Annotated in this window: 19 protein-coding genes; 7 read left to right on the forward strand and 12 right to left on the reverse strand. The window is 75.0% G+C overall.

Annotated elements, in window-relative coordinates; all coding sequences use genetic code 11:
* Position 1 precedes the first annotated feature (1 nt).
* Positions 2-1,807, reverse strand: coding sequence for an NYN domain-containing protein (locus KPF47_RS22325; RefSeq protein ID WP_224390802.1), 1,806 nt, complete (start codon positions 1,805-1,807; stop codon positions 2-4).
* Positions 1,808-1,954: 147 nt separating this feature from the next.
* Between KPF47_RS22325 and KPF47_RS40345 the strand changes: the two genes are divergently transcribed.
* Both KPF47_RS40345 and KPF47_RS40350 read left to right on the forward strand, forming a co-directional pair.
* The gene (locus KPF47_RS40345) at positions 1,955-2,554 is read left to right on the forward strand and encodes an exonuclease domain-containing protein (RefSeq protein WP_308015455.1); all 600 of its coding nucleotides are present in this window, start codon (positions 1,955-1,957) and stop codon (positions 2,552-2,554) included.
* 76 nt (positions 2,555-2,630) lie between these two features.
* On the forward strand, positions 2,631-3,689 hold the full coding sequence (locus KPF47_RS40350) for a hypothetical protein (RefSeq protein ID WP_308015456.1): 1,059 nt from the start codon (positions 2,631-2,633) through the stop codon (positions 3,687-3,689).
* 204 nt (positions 3,690-3,893) lie between these two features.
* On the opposite strand, the gene KPF47_RS22335 is transcribed toward KPF47_RS40350, so the two are convergent.
* From KPF47_RS22335 to KPF47_RS22350, 4 genes are all read right to left on the reverse strand, one after another.
* The gene (locus tag KPF47_RS22335) at positions 3,894-5,609 is read right to left on the reverse strand and encodes a ubiquinol-cytochrome c reductase cytochrome b subunit (protein WP_224390803.1); all 1,716 of its coding nucleotides are present in this window, start codon (positions 5,607-5,609) and stop codon (positions 3,894-3,896) included.
* Positions 5,606-6,742 (reverse strand): ubiquinol-cytochrome c reductase iron-sulfur subunit, encoded by a 1,137-nt coding sequence (locus tag KPF47_RS22340; RefSeq protein ID WP_224390804.1) that lies wholly within the window; start codon positions 6,740-6,742, stop codon positions 5,606-5,608. The genes KPF47_RS22335 and KPF47_RS22340 overlap by 4 nt, the downstream gene beginning before the upstream one ends.
* Complete coding sequence (locus KPF47_RS22345) at positions 6,739-7,605, reverse strand: cytochrome c (RefSeq protein WP_224390805.1); 867 nt, start codon at positions 7,603-7,605, stop codon at positions 6,739-6,741. The genes KPF47_RS22340 and KPF47_RS22345 overlap by 4 nt, the downstream gene beginning before the upstream one ends.
* Before the next feature lie 64 nt (positions 7,606-7,669).
* Positions 7,670-8,281 carry a heme-copper oxidase subunit III gene (locus KPF47_RS22350; protein WP_224390806.1) on the reverse strand — a complete coding sequence of 204 codons (612 nt, stop codon included), beginning with the start codon at positions 8,279-8,281 and terminating at the stop codon, positions 7,670-7,672.
* Positions 8,282-8,529: 248 nt separating this feature from the next.
* Between KPF47_RS22350 and KPF47_RS22355 the strand changes: the two genes are divergently transcribed.
* Both KPF47_RS22355 and trpD read left to right on the forward strand, forming a co-directional pair.
* Positions 8,530-8,922, forward strand: coding sequence for a hypothetical protein (locus KPF47_RS22355; protein WP_374108884.1), 393 nt, complete (start codon positions 8,530-8,532; stop codon positions 8,920-8,922).
* A 23-nt stretch (positions 8,923-8,945) separates the two neighbouring features.
* Positions 8,946-9,986, forward strand: coding sequence for an anthranilate phosphoribosyltransferase (gene trpD / locus KPF47_RS22360; RefSeq protein ID WP_224390808.1), 1,041 nt, complete (start codon positions 8,946-8,948; stop codon positions 9,984-9,986).
* A gap of 55 nt (positions 9,987-10,041) precedes the next feature.
* On the opposite strand, the gene KPF47_RS22365 is transcribed toward trpD, so the two are convergent.
* Positions 10,042-10,320 carry an Lrp/AsnC family transcriptional regulator gene (locus KPF47_RS22365; protein WP_224390809.1) on the reverse strand — a complete coding sequence of 93 codons (279 nt, stop codon included), beginning with the start codon at positions 10,318-10,320 and terminating at the stop codon, positions 10,042-10,044.
* A 309-nt stretch (positions 10,321-10,629) separates the two neighbouring features.
* Here KPF47_RS22365 and KPF47_RS22370 point away from each other — a divergent pair, with 309 nt between their 5' ends.
* Positions 10,630-10,938: a hypothetical protein gene (locus KPF47_RS22370; RefSeq protein ID WP_224390810.1), complete on the forward strand. Its 309-nt coding sequence runs from the start codon at positions 10,630-10,632 to the stop codon at positions 10,936-10,938.
* A 22-nt stretch (positions 10,939-10,960) separates the two neighbouring features.
* Here KPF47_RS22370 and KPF47_RS22375 read toward each other — a convergent pair whose 3' ends face one another.
* The 6 genes from KPF47_RS22375 to KPF47_RS22400 form a co-directional block, all read right to left on the reverse strand.
* Complete coding sequence (locus KPF47_RS22375; RefSeq protein WP_224390811.1) at positions 10,961-12,346, reverse strand: FAD-dependent oxidoreductase; 1,386 nt, start codon at positions 12,344-12,346, stop codon at positions 10,961-10,963.
* A gap of 105 nt (positions 12,347-12,451) precedes the next feature.
* A complete protein-coding gene (locus tag KPF47_RS22380) occupies positions 12,452-13,345 on the reverse strand; it encodes a PaaI family thioesterase (protein WP_224390812.1) in 894 nt (297 codons plus the stop codon).
* A 14-nt stretch (positions 13,346-13,359) separates the two neighbouring features.
* The gene (locus KPF47_RS22385; protein ID WP_224390813.1) at positions 13,360-14,424 is read right to left on the reverse strand and encodes a winged helix DNA-binding domain-containing protein; all 1,065 of its coding nucleotides are present in this window, start codon (positions 14,422-14,424) and stop codon (positions 13,360-13,362) included.
* A 16-nt stretch (positions 14,425-14,440) separates the two neighbouring features.
* The gene (locus tag KPF47_RS22390) at positions 14,441-15,577 is read right to left on the reverse strand and encodes an LLM class flavin-dependent oxidoreductase (protein ID WP_224390814.1); all 1,137 of its coding nucleotides are present in this window, start codon (positions 15,575-15,577) and stop codon (positions 14,441-14,443) included.
* A gap of 129 nt (positions 15,578-15,706) precedes the next feature.
* Positions 15,707-16,492, reverse strand: a complete 786-nt coding sequence (locus tag KPF47_RS22395) for an IclR family transcriptional regulator C-terminal domain-containing protein (protein ID WP_224390815.1) — start codon at positions 16,490-16,492, stop codon at positions 15,707-15,709.
* Complete coding sequence (locus KPF47_RS22400) at positions 16,489-17,640, reverse strand: lyase family protein (protein ID WP_224390816.1); 1,152 nt, start codon at positions 17,638-17,640, stop codon at positions 16,489-16,491. Before KPF47_RS22400 ends, KPF47_RS22395 begins: the two co-directional genes overlap by 4 nt.
* A 74-nt stretch (positions 17,641-17,714) precedes the next feature.
* Between KPF47_RS22400 and KPF47_RS22405 the strand changes: the two genes are divergently transcribed.
* Together KPF47_RS22405 and KPF47_RS22410 are read left to right on the forward strand one after the other, a co-directional pair.
* The gene (locus KPF47_RS22405; RefSeq protein WP_224390817.1) at positions 17,715-18,362 is read left to right on the forward strand and encodes an HAD hydrolase-like protein; all 648 of its coding nucleotides are present in this window, start codon (positions 17,715-17,717) and stop codon (positions 18,360-18,362) included.
* A 134-nt stretch (positions 18,363-18,496) separates the two neighbouring features.
* Positions 18,497-19,399 (forward strand): MOSC domain-containing protein, encoded by a 903-nt coding sequence (locus KPF47_RS22410; RefSeq protein ID WP_224390818.1) that lies wholly within the window; start codon positions 18,497-18,499, stop codon positions 19,397-19,399.
* The last annotated feature ends 71 nt before the right edge of the window (positions 19,400-19,470 follow it).

Below are 19,470 nucleotides of genomic sequence, written 5' to 3' on the forward strand. Positions count from 1 at the left end.
CTCAGCCGCCGAGGCGGCGCAGCAGGACCGCGGACGCCACCGTGTGCGCACCGCGACGGCGGACCGAGCGCACGATCTCCTGGTCCGAGGTCGCGACCAGCAGCGGTCGGCCCGCCGGCTCGGCGGCGACGAGGTCGCGGACGACGTCGTCGGCGATCACCCCGGCGTCGCTGAACAGCACCCGCACCCCGCGGCTGCCCCGTACCGGCGCGGCGACCACGGCGGCCCCGTCGAACACCACGGTGATCTCGGCCCCGGTGCGGGCGCCCAGCGCGCCGAGCTGGGCCACCAGCCGGGACCGTTGGTCGGCCAGGGGCAGATCCGGGTAACCGGTCTTGCTGACGTTGTACCCGTCGACGATCAGGTGCACCGACGGCACGGTCAGCAGCGCGTCCAGCGCGGCCAGCCCGTCGACGGGCGCCGCGCCGTGGGCGCCGGTCGTCCCCTGGTCGCCGGTACCGGCGACCAGGTCCGCGGGGCGGGGCCCGCCCGCGCCGACGTCGAGCTCGCGGCGCAGGCCCGAGATCGCGCCGCTGACGGTGTCGAGCAGCAGCTCGAGGCGCACCTCGTCGCCGCGACGCGCCTCGCGGGCGGCCTGGCGAGCGGCGGCGACCTGACCCGCCGCGGCGTCGGCCCGGCGACGTTCGCGGTCGGCCCGCTCGCGCTCGGCGGCCGTCTCGGCGCGGGCGCGGGCGAGCTCGTCGTCGACGCCGCCGCGCAGCCGGGCGATCTCCTGCTCCATCTCGCCGCGGGCGTCGAGCGCGGCACGCAGCCGGGCACCCTGGTCACTGACCCGGCGGCGCATCTGGTGGTACTCGGCCTCGCGCTCGCCGACGAGCGCCCGGGCCCGCTCCCGTTCCTCGACGAGCTCGGCCCGGGCCCGTTCGAGCTCGGCCGTGAGCTTGTCGACCTTGGCCAGGGCCTCGTCACGCTCGGCGCGCAGGTTCGCCAGGTCGGCGGTCTGCCCGACCTCCGCGACCCGCCGGTGGGCGAGCGGATCGGCGGTCAGCAGGGCGACGGCCGCCACATCGAGCTTGTCGACCGGCGCGGGCAGGCGGGCGGCCCCCGGGGTGGCGCCGGTAGCGGCCGGGGTCGGCGCGGTTCCGTCCCGGGTGGGCCCGGCTCCGTCCGGGGTGGGCCCGGCTCCGTCCGGGGTGGGCCCGGCTCCGTCCGGGGTGGGCCCGGTTCCGTCCGGGGTGGGGCCGGTGGCGTCCGGGGTGGGCGCGGTTCCGTCCGGGGTGGGGCCGGTCCCGTCCGGGGCGGCCCCGGCGGGGCCGGTGGGCACGTCCTGGCCCGGGTGGGGCCGGTCGGACGGGCCGGTGGCGGGCCGCGCGGAGGGGGCCTCGGGCAGCTCCAGCTCACCGGGCCGGTTCTCCGACCACCAGGCCACGACCGTGGCCCGGAACGCCGGGTCCTGCTGCAGGCGGGCCACCAGTACGTGCCCGCCGAGCCGGGCCCGCTTGGCCGGGGTGAACCGGGTGAAGCGGCGCAGCGGGGTGGGCACGTCACCGGGTGGCAGGCCACCGAGCGCGGTGCCCGCGATGTCGGCGAGCCGGGCGCGCAGCGGGGCGGGCAGCTCCGACCAGTCCTCCGGGGCCTGCTCATCGGGGCTCCCGGCGGGGTGCGCGCCCTCCACCGGGCGGCCGGCGTCGACGGGACGGGTGCCGTCCGCGGGGCGGGCGCCGTCCGTGCCCGGGCCGGGGGTGTCGGCCCGGGACGGCCCGTCGGCCTGCGGTGCCCCGCCGGCGGCGCACGGTGCGACCCCGGGGCCCGTGGGCTCCGGTCGCTCCGTGTCGTCGTGCGCCATCGGTCCAGGTTATCCCCGCCTGCCGGAGAACGCCGTCGGCGCGGCGGTCGGCGTCGGTGACGTCACCGATCGGTGGGGGACGCCCCGCGATCCGGGGCCGGGCGGGTGTTCGAACATACTGTCGGTCCCCACCGCTACGGTGCGGGCGTGACCTCCTGCTCCCCGCAGCTCACCTTCGACGAGCTGGGCACGCCGCTGCGCGACGTCACGTTCTGCGTGGTGGACCTGGAGACGACCGGCGGCAGCCACCGGACCGACGCGATCACCGAGGTCGGGGCGGTCGCCGTCCGCGGCGGCAGCCGGATCTCCGAGCTCGGCACGCTGGTCGACCCCGGCGTCCGGGTCCCGGCCGACATCACCCGGCTGACCGGCATCACGAACGCGATGCTGCACGACGCCCCGCCGCTGGGCGCGGTCCTGCCCTCGGTGCTCGACATGCTCCGCGGCTCGGTGCTGGTGGCACACAACGCCCCGTTCGACACGGGATTCCTCAAGGCCGCCTGCGAGCGCCTCGACCGCCCCTGGCCCGGCCCACCGGTCCTGTGTACCGCTCGGCTCGCCCGGGCCGTGCTCCCGCACGCCGAGTGCCCCAGCGTGAAGCTGGGCACGCTGGCGCGACACTTCGGCTGCGCCACCACCCCGGACCACCGGGCACTGACCGACGCCCGGGCGACCGTCGAGGTGCTGCACCACCTGCTGGAGCGGATCGGCAATCTCGGCGTGCAGAGTCCTGCAGCTCGTCCGTGACCGGGCACCGCACCGGCCCACCACCACCCAGCGCCGCCGCAGGCACCTGGCGAACGACGTCCCGTCCGAGCCCGGGGTGTACCTGTTCCGCGGCGGCGACGGCCAGGTGCTCTACGTCGGCACCAGCGGCGACCTGCACCGCCGGGTGCGGTCCTACTTCACGGCCGGGGAGAAGCGCCGCCGGGTCCGCGACATGCTCGCCCGCGCCGAGAAGGTCGACACCGTCGTCTGCGCGCACGCCCTGGAGGCCTCGGTCCGCGAGCTGGCGCTCATCGCCGCGCACCGCCCGCCCTACAACCGGCGCTCCCGCAACCCGGGCCGGGCCTACTGGGTCGTGCCGACCGCCGAGACGTTCCCGCGGCTGTCGGTCGTCGCCACCCCCCGGGCGGACGCGCTCGGCCCGTTCCCGTCGCAGCGGGCCGCGACCGACGTCCTGGACGCGGCACTCGACGCGCTGCCGCTGCGCCGGTGCACGATCCGCATCCCGGCCCGGAACCCGTCCGCGACCCCGTGCGCCCTGCACGAGCTGGGCCGCTGTGCCGCCCCGTGCGCGGGCCTGCAGCCCGCCGAGGACTACGCACCGGCGGTCCATGCCTGGGGTGACCTCGTCGCCGGCCGCGACGACGGCCCGCTGCGGGTGCTGGCCGCCGAGGTCGACGACCGGTCCGCCGGCGGGCGCTACGAGGCGGCGGCGCGGGCCCGGGACCGGCTGGCCACCCTGGCGGCCGGGGTCGACCGGGGCGGCACCCTGGCCGCGCTCGCGGGGATCGACGAGCTGGTGGGCGCCCGCCCCGACGGCCGGGGCGGCTGGGAGCTCGCCGTCCTGCGCCACGGGCGGCTCGCCGCGGCGGGCAACGCGTCGCGCGGGGTGCGGCCGATGCCGGTCGTCGAGGCGCTGCGGACCGGGGCGCAGACGATCCTGCCGGGCGACGGGCCGCTGCGCGGTGCGCCGTCGGAGGAGGTCCGCATCCTGCACCGCTGGCTCAGCACCGGCGGGACCCGGCTGGTCTACAGCGACCCGCCCTGGTCGGAGCCGGCGCGCGGCGGGGGCGCCTGGCGGGACTGGGCCGACCGGGCGCGGGAGGCGTCGCACCGTACCGGTGACCGCTCCCCCGACGAGCCCGCCGGGGTCTGAGGCCGCGGCGGCCCCGCGGGAGGGGACGCCGCGACGGTCCCGGGCGACACGGCGTCGGTACGGCCACGGGTGCCGCCACGAGTGCGACCACGGGTGCGGCCACGGGTGCACCGACACACCCGCACACGACGGCGGCCCCGCCGGAGAGCGTGTCTCCGACGGGGCCGCCGTGGCGTGCGTCCGGGCCGGGGCCCGGGGTGGTGCTCAGTCGCGCGGCTGCTGCGGACGGCCTCCGTCGTCCGGACGGCCCGCGAGCTCGTCGCGCCGGGACTCGAGCTCCGCCTGCGCCTCGTGACGCCGACGGGACTCCTCCAGCTCCCGCTCGTGGGCCTCGTGCCGGGCCGCGGCCAGCGCACGGGACTCCTCGACCGGGTCCGGGGTCAGCAGCGAACCGGAGACCGGCTCGCCCGCCGAACCCAGCTGGTTCATCCGCTTGGGCACCGAGGCGCCCTGGTACTCCAGCGGGATGGCGTGGCCGTGCGCGTCGACACCGCCCAGCGGCTGGTGCACCTCGATGAACTCGCCGTGCGGGAGCCGCTTGATGATGCCGGTCTCGATGCCGTGCTCCAGCACCGCGCGGTCCGACCGCTGCAGACCGATGCACCAGCGGTACGCCACCCAGTACACGATCGGCGGGACGACGAGCAGACCGATGCGGCCGGCCCACGTCGTCGCGTTCAGCGAGATGTGGAAGAAGTACGAGATCCAGTCGTTGAACCCGCACATCACGAGCCACAGGTAGAACGAGATCGCCATGGCGCCGAGCGCGGTGCGGACCGGCACGTCGCACGGACGCTGCAGCAGGTTGTGGATCGCCTCGTCCCCGGTGAAGCGCCGCTCGATCGCCGGGTAGGCCCCCGCGAGCACGAACAGCACCGGGAGGAAGCCCGCCGTCGGGATGAACGCGGCCGGGATCGTGTACGTCCCGAACAGGTAGAACTCCCACGGCGGGAAGATCCGGCCCATACCCTCGGACCACAGCATGTAGAAGTCCGGCTGGGACCCGGCGGAGATGTGCGAGGCGTCGTACGGACCGAGGTGCCAGATGGGGTTCATCTGGAACAGCCCGGAGATCAGCGCGAGCACACCGGCGACGACGAAGAAGAACGCTCCGCCCTTGGCCGCGAACTGCGGCATGATCCGCACGCCGACGACGTTGTTCTCGGTCCGGCCGGGGCCGGGGAACTGGGTGTGCTTCTGGTACCACACCAGGCCGAGGTGCACCGCGATCAGCGCGAGGATGATCCCGGGCAGGACCAGCACGTGGATGATGTAGAGCCGCGGGATGATCTCGGTGCCCGGGAACTCGCCGCCGAACAGCGCCCAGTGCACCCAGGTGCCCATGATCGGCACGGTCAGCGTGATGCCCGAGGCGATCCGCAGACCCACACCGGAGAGCAGGTCGTCCGGCAGGGAGTAGCCGGTGAAGCCGGCGAAGGTGCCCAGCAGGATCAGGACGACGCCGATGGTCCAGTTGGCCTCACGCGGCTTGCGGAACGCGCCGGTGAAGAACACCCGGAACATGTGGATGATCATCGCGGCGACGAACAGCAGCGCCGCCCAGTGGTGCAGCTGGCGCATGAACAGCCCGCCCCGGACCTCGAGCGAGATCTCGAGCGCGGACTCGTAGGCACGCGACATGTGCACGCCGCGCAGCGGGTCGTACGGGCCGTTGTAGACGACCTCCTGCATGGAGGGGTCGAAGAACAGCGCCAGGTAGGTGCCCGACAGCAGCACGATGATGAAGCTGTACAGGGCGATCTCGCCCAGCATGAACGACCAGTGGGTCGGGAAGACCTTGTTGAACTGCTTCCGCAGACCCGCGGCCGCGTGGTAGCGCTGGTCCGCCTGGTCGAGAGCCGCGCCGCCCTTCGCCGCGAAGCCCCCCGAGGAGGTGGTGGGTGTCGTGATCGAGCTCATGTCGTCTTCGGCCTCTCCCAGAACGCGGGTCCGACGGGCTCCACGAAGTCGCTACGGGCGACGAAGAAGCCCTCCTCGTTCACCGTGATCGGCAGCTGAGGCAACGGCCGGGCGGCCGGCCCGAAGACGGGCTCGGCATCCTGGGTGGCCAGGAACTGCGACTGGTGGCACGGGCAGAGAATGCGGTTGTCCTGCGCCTGGTACAGCGAGGTCGGGCACCCGAGGTGGGTACAGACCTTCGACCAGGCGTAGAAGTCACCATAGTTGAAGTTCTCCTGACCGGGGCGCTTCGTGACCTCGGTCCCGGGCCGGAGACGGATCAGCATGACCGGCGCGTCCGAGGCGCGCTGCGCGTGCAGCAGCTCCTCCTCGTTGCCCCGCTCGCTCTCGCGGTAGGGGAAGACGGTCATCATCGAACCCGGCTCCATGTCCTCGGGTCGCACGCGGGCGATCTCGGAGAGGATACCCGTGTCGGTGCGCAGGTACACCGTCTCGCCGTTCTCCGGGCGCCAGCCCGTGTGCCACAGCGGGGCGTCGTCGCCCTCGGCCCACGGGTTGCGGATGATGCCGCCGAGCGCCACGACACCGGTGCCGATGCCGGCCACGGCCGCGGCGAGACCCGCGCTGCGGATGATCAGCTTGCGGCGCCCGATCGTGGTGCCCTTGCCCGCGTCGGCGACCTGGGCCAGGAAGGTGGCGCGGTCGACGTCGGTGGACGGGCCGTCGTGGCGCTGCTGCACCGAGGTCTCGTCCGGGAAGAGCTTCTTGACCATCTGGATGACCGCGATGCCGATGGCCAGCACCGAGAACCCGAAGGTGAAGCCGATGACCGGCGTGTAGAGGTTGTAGAGCGCGTGGCCGGGCTCGCCGACGTTGACGTACTCCCACGGCCACGCGATGAACGCGACCACGAAGGCGATCATCGAGACCGCCGAGATGACGAACCAGAGCGCGACCGACCGCTCGGCGCGCTTCTCCGCACGGGTCCCCGGGATGGGGAATGCGGGCGTGTTGTGCACGACCTCGACCTCGTCGAGCTCACCGGCCAGACGGGCCAGCTGCTCGGGCGACATCGCGTCGAGCTCCTCCTTGGTCGGACGACGGTCCGACCCGGTGCTGACTTCGCTGCTCAACTCTTCGCCCCCAACCAGATGGCGAACCCGACCAGACCGGACATCACGACGGCGAAGATGAAGACACCCTCGGCCGCCGGACCGAGACCCAGCAGCGAGTAGCCGCCCGGGTCGTTGGCGTGGTTCACCGACTTGATGTACGCGATGATGTCCTGCTTCTCCTGCGGCGTGAGCTGCTGGTCGGAGAAGCGCGGCATGTTCTGCGGACCGGTCTGCATCGCGGTGTAGATCTGCTCCTCGCTGGCCGGCTCGAGCGCGGGAGCGTACTTGCCGGACGACAGCGCGCCGCCGACACCGGTGAAGTTGTGGCACGAGGCGCAGTTCAGGCGGTACAGCACGCCACCGCGGCCCGGGTCGTCGCCGCGCAGGGCCTCGCCGGTCGCGGCCGGGGTGACCGGCCCACCGCCGTTGGCCTGCACGAACGCGCCCAGCGCCTCGAGGTTCGCCCGGCCCTCCTGGGTCTCCGGGTCGAAGATCGGCAACGGGTGCTTGCGGGCGGCCTGGGCCTCCTGGCGCGCCATCGGCATGCGCCCCGAGGACACCTGGAAGTAGACCGCGGCGTCACCGACACCGATCAGGCTCGGCCCGCGGTTCTCGACACCCTGCAGGTTCGCCCCGTGGCAGGTGATGCAGGTGTTGTTGTAGAGCTGCTCGCCCTTGGCGATCAGCGCGGTGTCCTGCTGCGCCTGGGCGACCTGCGGCTGCGGCGCGAAGGCGGCGTAGAGGAATCCGACGGACAGCAGGCCCAGCCCGATGGCGAGGGCGCCGGCGATCCGGCGCTTCAACTTGCCGTGCGGACGGGAGCGGCCCCCGGCCTTCTCGTCCGGCCGGGCGGCCGGTGGTGGGTTCTGGTTCTCGGTCATCGCTGGGGGTCTTCCAACCTCGACGTCGTGGCGGGTGCTGTCAGGGAACGGGCGGCGCGATCGGTCAGCGGATGAAGTAGATCGTGGCGAACAGCCCGATCCACACCACGTCGACGAAGTGCCAGTAGTACGACACCACGATCGCCGCGGTGGCCTGGGCGGGCGTGAACTTGCTGAGCTTCGTGCGGATGATCAGGTACACGAACGCGACCAGGCCGCCGACCACGTGCAGCCCGTGGAAGCCGGTCGCCAGGTAGAAGACCGACCCGTAGGCGCTGGAGGCGATCGTCGTCTCGTGCGCGGTCACCAGCGTGTAGTACTCGAACGCCTGACCGAGGACGAAGATCGTGCCCATCACGAGCGTCACCGCGTACCAGCGGCGCAGCCCGAACACGTCACCGCGCTCGGCCGCGAACACGCCGAACTGGCAGGTGAACGAGGACGCGACCAGGATGATCGTGATCGTGAGCGCGTAGGGGACGTCGAGCTCGGTGGGCGGCGGCGGCCAGGGGCCGTCGTTCTGCGCCCGCGCGGTGAAGTACATCGCGAACAGCCCGGCGAAGAACATCAGCTCGCTGGAGAGCCAGACGATGGTGCCGATGCTGACCAGGTTGGGTCGGTTCAGCGAATGGATCCGCGCGCTGATGTTGGGTGCCGCTGTCGTCACGTCGGGCATTATGACCCGAGCCGAACTTCTACGGCTTGTCGGGATACCCCTCGGGACATCACGATCGGCGAACGGACCCCATGATCGGGAACTCATCGCCTGGTCGGGACGTCCGGGCGGCCACCGGAGGACTCCGGGCGGTACCGCCGGCGCGACAACGTTCGGGGGCGTCGGGGGGTTCCCCTAGTATCGCCGACGTGAGCGGACGAGCGGCAGAGATCGGCAGCGCGGCCGGATCGGTGACGGGGACCAGCACGGTGCTGGTCTACAGCCACCGCCCCGAGGTCCGCGAGAGCATCATCGAGGCGGTCGGGCGGCGCCCCGCCCCGGACGTGGGCCGGGTGCGCTGGGTCGAGGCGGCCGGTATCGCCGAGGTCCTCGCGGCCTGCGACGCGGGCGAGGCCGACCTGCTGATCCTCGACGGCGAGGCGCAGCCGACCGGCGGGATGGGCGTGGCCAAGCAGCTGCGTCACGAGATCGTGGGCTGTCCCCCGATCGTGCTGACCGTCCGCCGCCGGGACGACCGCTGGCTCGCCACCTGGTCGGAGGCGGACGCCGTGCTCGTGCACCCGCTCGACCCGATCGAGGCGGCCGAGGTCGTGGCGCAGGTCCTGCGCGACCATCGGCCCGGCACCCTGACCGCGCAGTAGCGAGACCGAAGGAACCCCACCGCGTGAGCGCACCCACCTGGCCCTCCGTGATCGGCCGCCTGATGCGCGGCGAGGACGTCACCGCCGACGAGGCGACCTGGGCGATGGGACGGGTCTTCGCCGGGGAGGCGACCCCGGCGCAGCTCGCCGGGTTCCTGGTCGCGCTGCGCGCGAAGGGCGAGACGCCCGCGGAGATCTCGGGGATGGCCGACGCGATGCTCGCGCACGCGCTGCGGGTGCAGGTGCCCGGTCGGGCGGTCGACGTCGTCGGCACCGGCGGGGACCAGGCGCACACGGTGAACATCTCCACGATGGCCGCGATCGTCGTCGCGGCGGCGGGGGCGCCGGTGGTCAAGCACGGCGGACGAGCGGCGTCGTCGCAGTGCGGGACGGCCGACGTGCTGGAGGAGCTGGGCGTCGCGATCGAGCTGACCCCGGCCGCCGTCGAGCGGTGCGTCGCGGAACTGGGGATCGCGTTCTGCTTCGCCCAGTCCTTCCACCCCGCCATGCGCTACGCCGGCGGGGTCCGGCGCGAGCTCGGCGTGCCGACCGCGATGAACCTGCTCGGGCCGCTGTCCAACCCCGCCCAGCCCGACACCGGCCTGATCGGCTGCGCCGACCCCCGGCACGCCGCGACGATGGCCGAGGTCTTCGCCCGGCGTGGCAAGTCGGTACTGGTGGTACGCGGCGACGACGGCCTCGACGAGCTCACCACCACCGGTTCGAGCACCGTGTGGATCGCCGACGGCGGCACCGTCCGCCAGGAGCGCCTCGACCCGGCGCGACTCGGGGTCGGCGTCGCCACCGCCGAGGACCTGCGCGGGGGCACCCGGCAGGTCAACGCCGCCGTGGTCCGCGACCTGGTGGCCGGCAAGACCGGGCCGGTGCGCGACGCCGTGCTGCTCAACGCCGCCGGCGCGCTCGCCGCACACCGCGGGGTCGGCGACGACCTGACGGCAGCGATCGGGGACGCGCTCGGCACCGTCGCCGACGCCGTGGACTCCGGGGCCGCGGGCGAGCTGCTCACCCGCTGGGCGGCCCTGTCCACCGAGCTGGCCGCCTGAGGCCGGTCGGGTCGTCCCGGGCCCGGCCGTCGCCCGCGACGGGGCGGGCCGGGTCTCAGTCCAGGCCGATGGCGAACGCGGCGTCGGTGTCGGCCCGGGAGTAGGACCGGAACGCGATGTGGGTGTCGGTGCCGACCACCCCGTCGACCTTGCTGAGCCTGCTGGCGATCACGTCGGCCAGCTGCTCGTGCTCACGCACCTTGACGACCGCGATCAGATCCACGTCACCGGCGCAGGAGTAGACCTCCGCCACGCCGTCGAGGTCCGCGATGGCCTGCGCGGTCTCGGGGATCCGGTCGGCGGCGGTGTGCACCAGGACGATCGCGGTGATCACGGTGGGGCTCCCCCTCGGGTCAGGGCGTGGCGGACGCCGCTCAGGCTAGTGGGGGCATCCCGTGTGGCGCAGGCCGCATCCGGTTGCTAGTGTGATCGTCATGCGCACCGTCGAGCACACCCTTGCTCCGGCCGCAGCGCTGGCCGCACTCATTCTCGCGGTAGTAGCACTGCGCGTCGGCTGATCCAGGCCGCCGACGCGCCCGCGCCGCAATCCCGGCGCCTCCCTCCCGCACACCGCGGTGAGGATCTTCGAGACCTGGCTCGCGTTCCCGCTTCTCTCTCGCGCAACGCACGGAGCCATACGATCATGAGCATCACCGCCGACCGTCCGACCACCTTCTCCTTCCCCACCGGTTCCGGTGGCGCCGCGGACATCGCGTCCCGGATGCCGCGCCGGCACACCGTCGTCACCGGCGACGGGATGGCCGGGGTCATGCAGATCGCCTCGGTCCTGCAGAGCTGCGGCCGCACGTTGCGCGAGTTCTGCGTCGACGTCCGCGAGGGCGTCGCCTACAGCTCGGTCACCTGCACGATGTCGATGACGCCCGACGAGGCCGACGACTTCTCCCGCGGCATGGGTGCGATGTCCTGCGTCATGGCCGTCGACCCGTACTGATCGGGCCGTTCCTTCCCGCCCGCTACGACCGTGTGCTGCGGCTGCGGGCGGCGTCGAGCAACTCGGCCCGGTCGGCGATCTTGACCCGCTCGGTGCCGCCGCGCCGCTCCCCCAGGGCGAGTTCGGCGGCGTCGATCCGCAGCCAGTCCTCCCAGAGCACGGGGTCCACGCCGAAGGAGCGCAGGCGCTCGACGACGGCGGCGCCACCCGGACGCGGCGGGGTCGACAGGCCCGGCAGGTCGGCCAGGACCGACTCCGCGGTCTCGGCACCGTCGCCCTTGTTGGTGCCGATCACCCCGGTCGGGCCGCGCTTGATCCACCCGGCCACGTAGCTGCCGCGGACCGGCTCCCCACCCAGCAGCACCCGTCCGGCCTCGTGCGGGACGGTTCCGGTGGCCGCGTCGAAGGGCAGTCCCTCGATGGGCTCGCCCGCGTAGCCGATGGCCCGCACGACCAGCCCCGCCTCCAGGGTCTCGCGCTCCCCCGTGCCGCGCACCCGGCCGTCGGCGTCGGGCGCGTTGCGTTCGACCTCGACGCCCCCGACCCGGCCGGTGCCGTCGTCGACGAGCCGGACCGGGGAGCGCAGGAACCGCAGGTGGATCCGCCGTCGCGCCCCGGTGGACCGGCGCCGGGCCCACTCGGTGAGCATCTCGATGTTCTGCCGCATCCGGCGTTCCCCGGGCTCCGCGACGCCCGCCGCGAGCAGGCCGTCGTCGTGCACCACCAGGTCGACCTCGTCGAGGCCGCCGAGACCGCGCAGCTCGGCGGGGGTGAACTTCACGTGCAGCGGGTCACGCCGGACCAGTACGTGTACGTCGGTGACCGCGCTCGCCCGGAGCGCGTCGACCACGGCGTCGTGGGCGTCGGTGGCGGCGAGGTCGTCGGCCGGCCGGGCGAGGACCCGCGCGACGTCGACGGCGACGTTCCCGGCGCCGACCACGACCACGCCGGGGCGGTCGAGCAGCGGGCCGGGACCGACGGCGTCGGGATGGCCGCAGTACCAGGACACGAACGCACCGCTCCCGACCGAGCCCGCGAGGTCCTCCCCCGGGACGCCGAGGTCGCGGTCGACCGCGCTGCCGGTCGCGTGCACGACGGCGTGGTAGTGCTCCCGCAGCGCCTCACCGGGGATGCCGCCGGTCCCGACGTGGACGTTGCCGAGGAAGCGGACACGGTCGCTGTCGTCGAAGGTCCGCACCAGCGCCCGGATGACCGACTTCATCTTCACGTGGTCGGGGGCGACGCCGTAGCGGACCAGGCCGTAGGGGGCGGGCAGCCGGTCGATCACGTCGACGTGCACCGACGGGTCCCCCGCCAGCAACGCCTCGGCCGTGTAGAGGCCGGACGGTCCGGACCCGATGACGGCGATCCGGTGGGGTCGTGGGGCGGGGACCTGCGGGGTCGACACGTGCGCACCTCCGAGCCGGGGACGGTGACGACGCTAACAGCGATCCCCGGTCCGGGCGATCAACGGCGCATGGCCGACCGCGGCGCGGGGTCAGCGGCGCAGGGGTCAGCGGCGCAGGGCGGTGCCGACCGCGCGGACCGCGGCCCGCCCGTCGGGTAGCAGCAGCTCGGTGCCCAGGGTGCGGAAGCGGCGGCCGTCGCGGATCGCGACGGTGCGGGCCCGCAGCCGGTCGGTGACCTGCACCGGCCGGAGGAACTCGACGGTGACCGACAGCGGGCGGGCGCCCTCGGCGCCGGGGTGGGCGGCCTGGGCCGCGGCCGCGAGCCCGGACAGCACGGAGCCGTGGGTGGTGCCGTTGAGGTTCGTCGTCGACGGGCCGGGGAGGAACACGACGTCGCCGTCGGCGTCGCGCTCGAGGTGCTCCGGCCGCAGCCGGGCGGGGTCGAACGGCGGGAGCCCGGCTCGGAGGTCGGTGTCCGGGGTGGGTGTGCCCGGAGTGGGTGTCCCCGGGGCGGGCGCGGGGGCACCGGCACCGGTGGCGAGCCCGCCGGGCCGGGCCGGGGCGCCGAGGAGCGCGAAGGTCGCGACGACGTGCGCGACCGCGGCGCCGGTGTCGTCGTGCATGTCGGCCCGCCCGACCGCGACCTCGTCGTCGAGGTGCAGCAGGGTCAGCTCCGCGCGCAGCCACCGGGCGTGCGCAGCGGGGGCGCCTGCCTGGTCGAGGCGCAGGTCGACAGTGGGCGCCCCGGCGGTCAGCCGCGCGGTGGAGAACACGAGGTAGCCGAGGCCGGAGTCGGCCAGCAGCGCCGGCAGCACCGGCAGGACGCCCCCGTCCGCGGTGCGGACGCCGTCGTGCAGCGGGGCGCGCAGCACGATCCGCTCCCGCGTCGACGACGGGTCGGGCACCATCCCCAGCCCCGTCTCGACCGGGGCCCGCCGCATCCGCTCCCGGGTGCCCGGTCCGGGCCTGGTCTGCTGCGGCGGTGTCGTCCCGGTCATGATCCCATCGTGCGTCACGCCGGGGGCGCGTCCGGGCCCGGGTCCCGGAGCCAGTCGGCGAGGCGGTCCGCCTCGTCGTCGACGGCGCGCCGGTCGGCGTCCGCGAGCGGGGCGAAGGGGGCGGTGACGACCCGGCCGTCCCGGTGCTCCCAGGTGCCCGCCACCCGGCCGTGCAGCAGGAAGGTCGGTGCCGACCGCGGCCGGTTCGTCGCGAAGACGTGGTGGCGGTGGGCGGCCGGCACGATCGCGGCGCCGGCGGCGTGCCCGAGCAGCAGCACCGCGTCGAACGGGCCGAGCAGCCGCACCGGCAGCGGGGTGTCCGGGCCGGGCAGCGGACCGCGCGGGACGTCGAGCAGCTCGGTCCCGTCGACGGCGGCGAACCGGCGCAGGGGCGTCCCGGCCAGCGCGGCGCGTGCGACGCCGACCGGCCACCCGGCGAACCGGGCCACGTCCGGGGCGGAGGCGGGTCCGAACGCCCGCAGGTAGCGGCGGGCCAGCTCGGTCCGCGCGGCCGCGGGCTCCGGGCCGGGTCCGGTGGCCGGGGCGGGCCCGTACACGTGGGCGCGCGGGGTGGCCCAGGTGCCCGCCGGCGGGACCCGCACCAGCCCGACCCAGTGCTGCACGCCCGGGAACACCCCTGCGGGCAGACCGGCGTCGGCGAGTGCGGCGGTGATCTCGGCGTGCCGGCGCGGCCCGCCGGCGAGCAGCCCGCCGACGACGCGGGCCGCGGCGACCATGTCGGCCTCGGTGACGTCACGACGCAGCCGCAGCCAGTCGGCCCGCTGCTCGGCCCGGACCGCGGCGGTGAACACCGGGTGGTCGCGGCGGCCGAGCATGTGGATGGTCGACCGCATCGCCCACGCCTGCACCACGCGCCCGTCGTGCAGCATCGCGGTCAGCGTCGCGCGGTCGAAGCGGGCCAGCCGCGACCACAGCCCGAGGTAGCCCGACGGCGCGTGCTGGGTCTGCAGCCCCCCGATCCGTTCCAGCGCGCGCGGCACCGTCAGGTCCGCGCGCCCGGTCAGGAGCTGGCGGGCGAGCAGGGCCCGCAGCCGGTCGTCGGCGGTGAGGACGCGCACCCGGCGAGTGTGCCGGTCAGCCCGCCGTGCGGGCGTAGCGGTCCACCGGGCGGGCCAGCCCGAACCGGTCGCGCAGCGTGCCGTCGTAGGGAGCGGGCGTCCAGACGTCGCCGAGGGCGGGCAGCAGGCCGTCGACGATCTCGCCGACCCCGGACGGCAGCGCCAGCGGGACCAGGACGAACCCGTCGGCGGCACGCTCCTCGGCGGCGTCACGGAGCAGGGCGGCGAGCTCGGCCGGGGCACCGACGTGGCGCAGGGTCGCCGGGGCCGGATCGGCCCCCGCGGGGGCGAGCGCGTCGAGCTCGCGCAGCCGGGCGGCGGCGTCGTCGCCCAGCAGCGTCTCGACGTCGAGCAGCACGGTCACCTGCTCGGGGTCGCGCCCGGCCTCGGCGACGGCACCGCGGACCCGGTCGCGGGCCTCGGCGGCAGCGGCGACGCTGTCGGCCGCGACCCGGACGACGTCGGCGTAGCGGCCGACGGTCGCCAGCGCCTCCGCCTCGTCGCCGCGCAGCACGGTCAGGGGCTGCCCCTGCGGCGGGCGCGGCGTGATCGACGGACCGGTCACGGAGAAGAACTCACCGGTGAAGTCGATGTGGTGGAGCCGGTCGCGGTCGACGAAGCGGCCGGTGGCGGCGGCGCGGATCTCGGCGTCGTCCTCCCAGGAGTCCCAGAGCCGCGCGGCGACCTCGATCACCTCGCCGGCCTCCCGCCACAGCGAGGCGGCGTCGCGGTCGGCGCGTGCCCGGCCGAACAGGTCGGCCTCGGCCTGCGTACGCGACACCTCGGGGTGCCAGCCGGCCCGCCCGGTGGACACGAAGTCCAGCGTGGCGACGGCCTTGGACAGGTGGAAGGGCTCGGTGTGGGTGACCGTCACGGCCGGCACGACCCCGATGCCGGGGACGGCGGGCGCGACCCGTGCGGCGACGGCGACCGCGTCCAGCGTGCCCGGCGAGGAGGCCGGGTCGGCGCCGGGCGGCTGCAGGGAGTCGGGCAGTGCGACGAGGTCGAGACCGCCGCGCGCCGCGGTCCGGACCAGGTCCAGGTGGTACGCGGCGGTGAACAGCCGGGCCGGGTCGGCGCCGCCGAGCCGCCACGCACCGGGGTGGCGCCCCGCCGCTCCGAGTTCGACCGCCAGGTGCAGACGTCCGCTCACCGTGCCTCCGCCTCTCGCCGTGTCGTCGCCCGCCGCGACGACTCGCGTGTGTCGACGCGCGTCGTGTCGCCGGGCCTCCTCTGGGCCAACCGGGCGCCGGGCGGAGGTGTTCCCGATCGCCGCTGCGGGTCAGCCCGTCGCGCGCAGGTCGGTCTCGATCGCGGTGGCGCAGGCGCGCAGCTCGGGCAGGATGTCCGCCCGCAGACCGTCGGCGTCGTTGCGGGACGCGTGGGTGGAGACGTTCGCGGCCGCGACGACCCGGCCGCTGCGGTCGTGCACGGGCACCGCGACCGAACGCAGCCCCGCCTCCAGCTCCTGGTCGACGACGCAGTGCCCGTCGGCGCGAACCCGGTCCAGCTCGGTGCGCAGCCGTTCCGGGGTCGGGACGGTGTGCGCGGTCAGCGCCGAGGGCTCCAGCGTGGCGAGGTACGTGTCGAGGGTGGCGGGCGGGAGCGCGGCGAGCAGGACGCGGCCCATCGACGTGGCCCAGGCCGGGAAGCGGGTCCCGAGGGTGATCGTCACGCTCATGATCCGCGTCGTGGGGACGCGGGCGACGTAGACCACGTCGTAGCCGGTCCGCGGGTCGCCGTCGAGCACCGACACCGACGCGGACTCGCGCACCGTCGCGACCAGGCGTTCCAGGTGCGGGGCGGCGATCTCGGGCAGGCCCATCGCGGACAGGTAGGACCAGCCCAGTTCCAGGACCCGCGGGGTGAGGGCGAACAGCCTGCCGTCGGTGCGGACGTAGCCCTCCTCGACGAGGGTGAGCAGGAACCGGCGCGCCGCGGCGCGGGTCAGCCCGGTGGCACGGGCGACGTCGGCGAGGGTCTGCTGCGGCCGTTGCGCGTCGAAGGACCGGATGACGGCCAGCCCGCGGGCCAGCGAGCGGACCTGCTCGGTGCGCGGTGCGCTCATCCGGGCCGCCCGGCGAGCGCGGTGTCGACCAGGTCGGCGGCGTGCCCGGTGCCCTGGCCCTGGGCGCCCGCGGCGAGGGCCAGATTGCGCGCCATCGCGTCGGGGTGCACCTGCAGTCCCTCCAGGCTCACCCGGAGCCGGGCCGCGGCCCCCGCGGTGACCCGCAGCAGCGCGACGAGGGTCTCCCACTCGGCGTGCCAGGCCCCGGCCGCGCGCTGGAACTCCTGTTCCGCGCCGGCCAGCAGCGTCGCGACCAGTCCGGGCGCGCGCTTCGCCGCGCCACGGGCGGTGACGGCGGCGGCGGGGTTGCGTTTGTGCGGCATCGACGACGAGTCCCCCGGCGCCGACTCCGACACCTCGCCGAGCTCGGTGGCCGAGAGCAGCACGACGTCGCCCGCGGGTTTCGCGCAGGCCCCGGCGGCGACCCCGAGTGCTCCGGCGAGCTCGCCGACCCGGCTGCGTTCGGTGTGCCACGGCACGCCCTGCGGGGCGAGCCCGAGCCGCGCGGCCAGCGCGTCGGCGACCGCCGGGCCGTGCGGGTGGAGCGCCGCGAGGGTGCCCGCGGCGCCGCCGTAGGAGACCGGCAGGGCGTCGAGGACCCGGTCGAGGCCGGTGCGGGCCCGGTCCAGCCCGGTGCACCAGGTGACGGCGACCAGGCCGAAGGTGGTGGGCAGCGCCTGCTGGCCGAGGGTGCGGGCGGCACACGGGGTGTCGCGGTGCGCCGCGCCGAGCGCGGCCGCGGCGTCGGCGCAGGCGGTGAGCTCGCCGACGATGCGGTGCCCGGCCCGGCGGGTGAGCAGCATCAGCGCGGTGTCCATGACGTCCTGGCTGGTGGCACCCGGGTGCACCGCCCGCTCGGCGCCCGGCTGGATCCGGGCGGCGGCCGCCTTGAGCCGCCGGACCAGCGGGATCACCGGGTTGCCACCCTCGACCGACTCGGTGGCCAGCGTGTGCGGGTCGACCCCGGCGACCGCGGCGACGGCCCGCTCGACGGCGTCGGCGTCGTGCCCGGTGACCGCACCCGCCTCGGCGGCGACGGCCGACAGGGCCAGCTCGACCTCCAGCAGTGCGGCGATCCACGCACCGTCGTCGAGCAGACCGTCGACCCGGTCGGTGCCGGACAGCGGCCCGAAGAGTGTGTTCGCCATGCGTACAAGCGTACGGCCTGCGACCGCCGGGGAGAAGGACGGTGCGCGAGCCCCGGCAGGCAGAATGACCCGACGTGCTGACCCACATCCTGCTCGACCTCGACGGCACCCTCGTCGACTCCGCCTCCGGGATCCTCGGCTCCCTGCGCCGCGCGATCGACGAGGTGGGCCTGGACGTCCCCGACTCCGCGCTCGGCACACACCTGCTCGGCCCGCCGATGTACCGCAGCCTGCCCCCGATCCTCGGCGAGGACGGCACCGCCGCGGGGCTGCCGGTCTACCGCCGGATCTACGGCGACGAGAACGGCTGCCTGGACGGCACGCCCTACCCGGGCGTCGAGACGCTGCTGCGCGGGCTGTCGTCGGCCGGCGTCACGATGGCCCTGGCCACCAGCAAGGGCGAGGTGTCGGCGCACAAGATCCTCGCCCACCACGGCTGGACCGACCTGTTCACCGAGATCGTCGGCGACACCCGCGAGGCGGCCCGGCCGACCAAGGGGGCCGTCGTCGCCGAGGCGCTGCGCCGGCTCGGGCACCCCTCCGGGCCCGACGAGCCGCTGATGGTCGGTGACCGGCTGCACAACGTCGAGGGCGCCGCCGAGCACGGTCTGCGCTGCGTCGGGGCGGGCTGGGGCTACGCCGAGCCCGGCGAGCTGGTCGCGGCCGGCGCGACCGCCGTGTACGGCTCCGCGGACGAGCTCCGGGTCGCACTGCTGGGCTGACCGGGTGATCCGGTCCGGCGCGACGGCGCATCCGCGGCGGCCCGGAGCGCGCGGCTCCTCAGCTGAGACCCGGCCGGCCGGACCCGTCCGTCCGGCCCGTGCCGGGGAGGCGGACGGGCCGATATACACCGGACATGACGGTCGTCGCGCTGTACCGGTATCCGGTCAAGTCGATGCTCGGGGAGTCCCTGACCCGGGCCACCATCACCGAACGGGGCCTGCTGGGCGACCGCGCCTACGCGGTGCTCGACACCGCGACCGGGATCATCGCCAGCGCGAAGGTGCCCAAGCGCTGGCTCGGGCTGCTCAGCTTCTCGGCCCGGTTCGTCGCCGAGCCGGTGCCCGGGGAGCCGCTGCCGCCGGTCGAGATCACCTTCCCGGACGGCTCGGTCCTGCGCAGCGACGACGAGGGACTCGACACCGCGCTGTCCGCCGCGCTCGGCCGTGACGTGTCGCTGATCTCGGTGCCGCCCGAGGGCAGCTACTTCGAGGAGCTGTGGCCCGACATCGAGGGGCTGACCCCGCAGCAGCTCGCACCCCGCAAGCTGATCGAGGACACCACGACCCGGCACGAGGACTCCGGCGAGGTGATCAGCCGGTTCGACATCTCCGCGTTCGGCGCCCCGGGCACGTTCTTCGACCTGTCCTCGCTGCACGTGCTCACCGAGTCCACCCTGGACAGGCTGCGCGAGCTGAACCCGGACGCGACCTTCGACCCACTGCGCTACCGCCCCAACATCGTGCTGCGCGACGACGACGCCGGGTTCGTCGAGAACGACTGGCCCGGCAGCACCTCGGCGATCGGTGACGAAGCCCGCGTCACCTTCTCCTTCGCCACCATGCGCTGCGTCATGACGACGCTCCCCCAGGGCGACCTGCCCGACGATCCGGACACCCTGCGCACGGTCGCGAAGCACAACCGCATCGAGATCCCCCAGGTCGGCGGGGTCTGGGCGTGCGCGGGGGTGTACGCCGAGGTCGCCGCGGCCGGTGAGGTCGCCGTCGGCGACCCGCACACCGCACCCGCACCGGCCTGACCACCGCCCGCACGGCCCGGCCGCGGTGCGAGCCGGGCCGAGCCGGCGGCGGTCGCCGAGATGCAGCTCAG

Source organism: Pseudonocardia sp. ICBG1293 (assembly GCF_020131355.1).
Taxonomy (GTDB): domain Bacteria; phylum Actinomycetota; class Actinomycetes; order Mycobacteriales; family Pseudonocardiaceae; genus Pseudonocardia.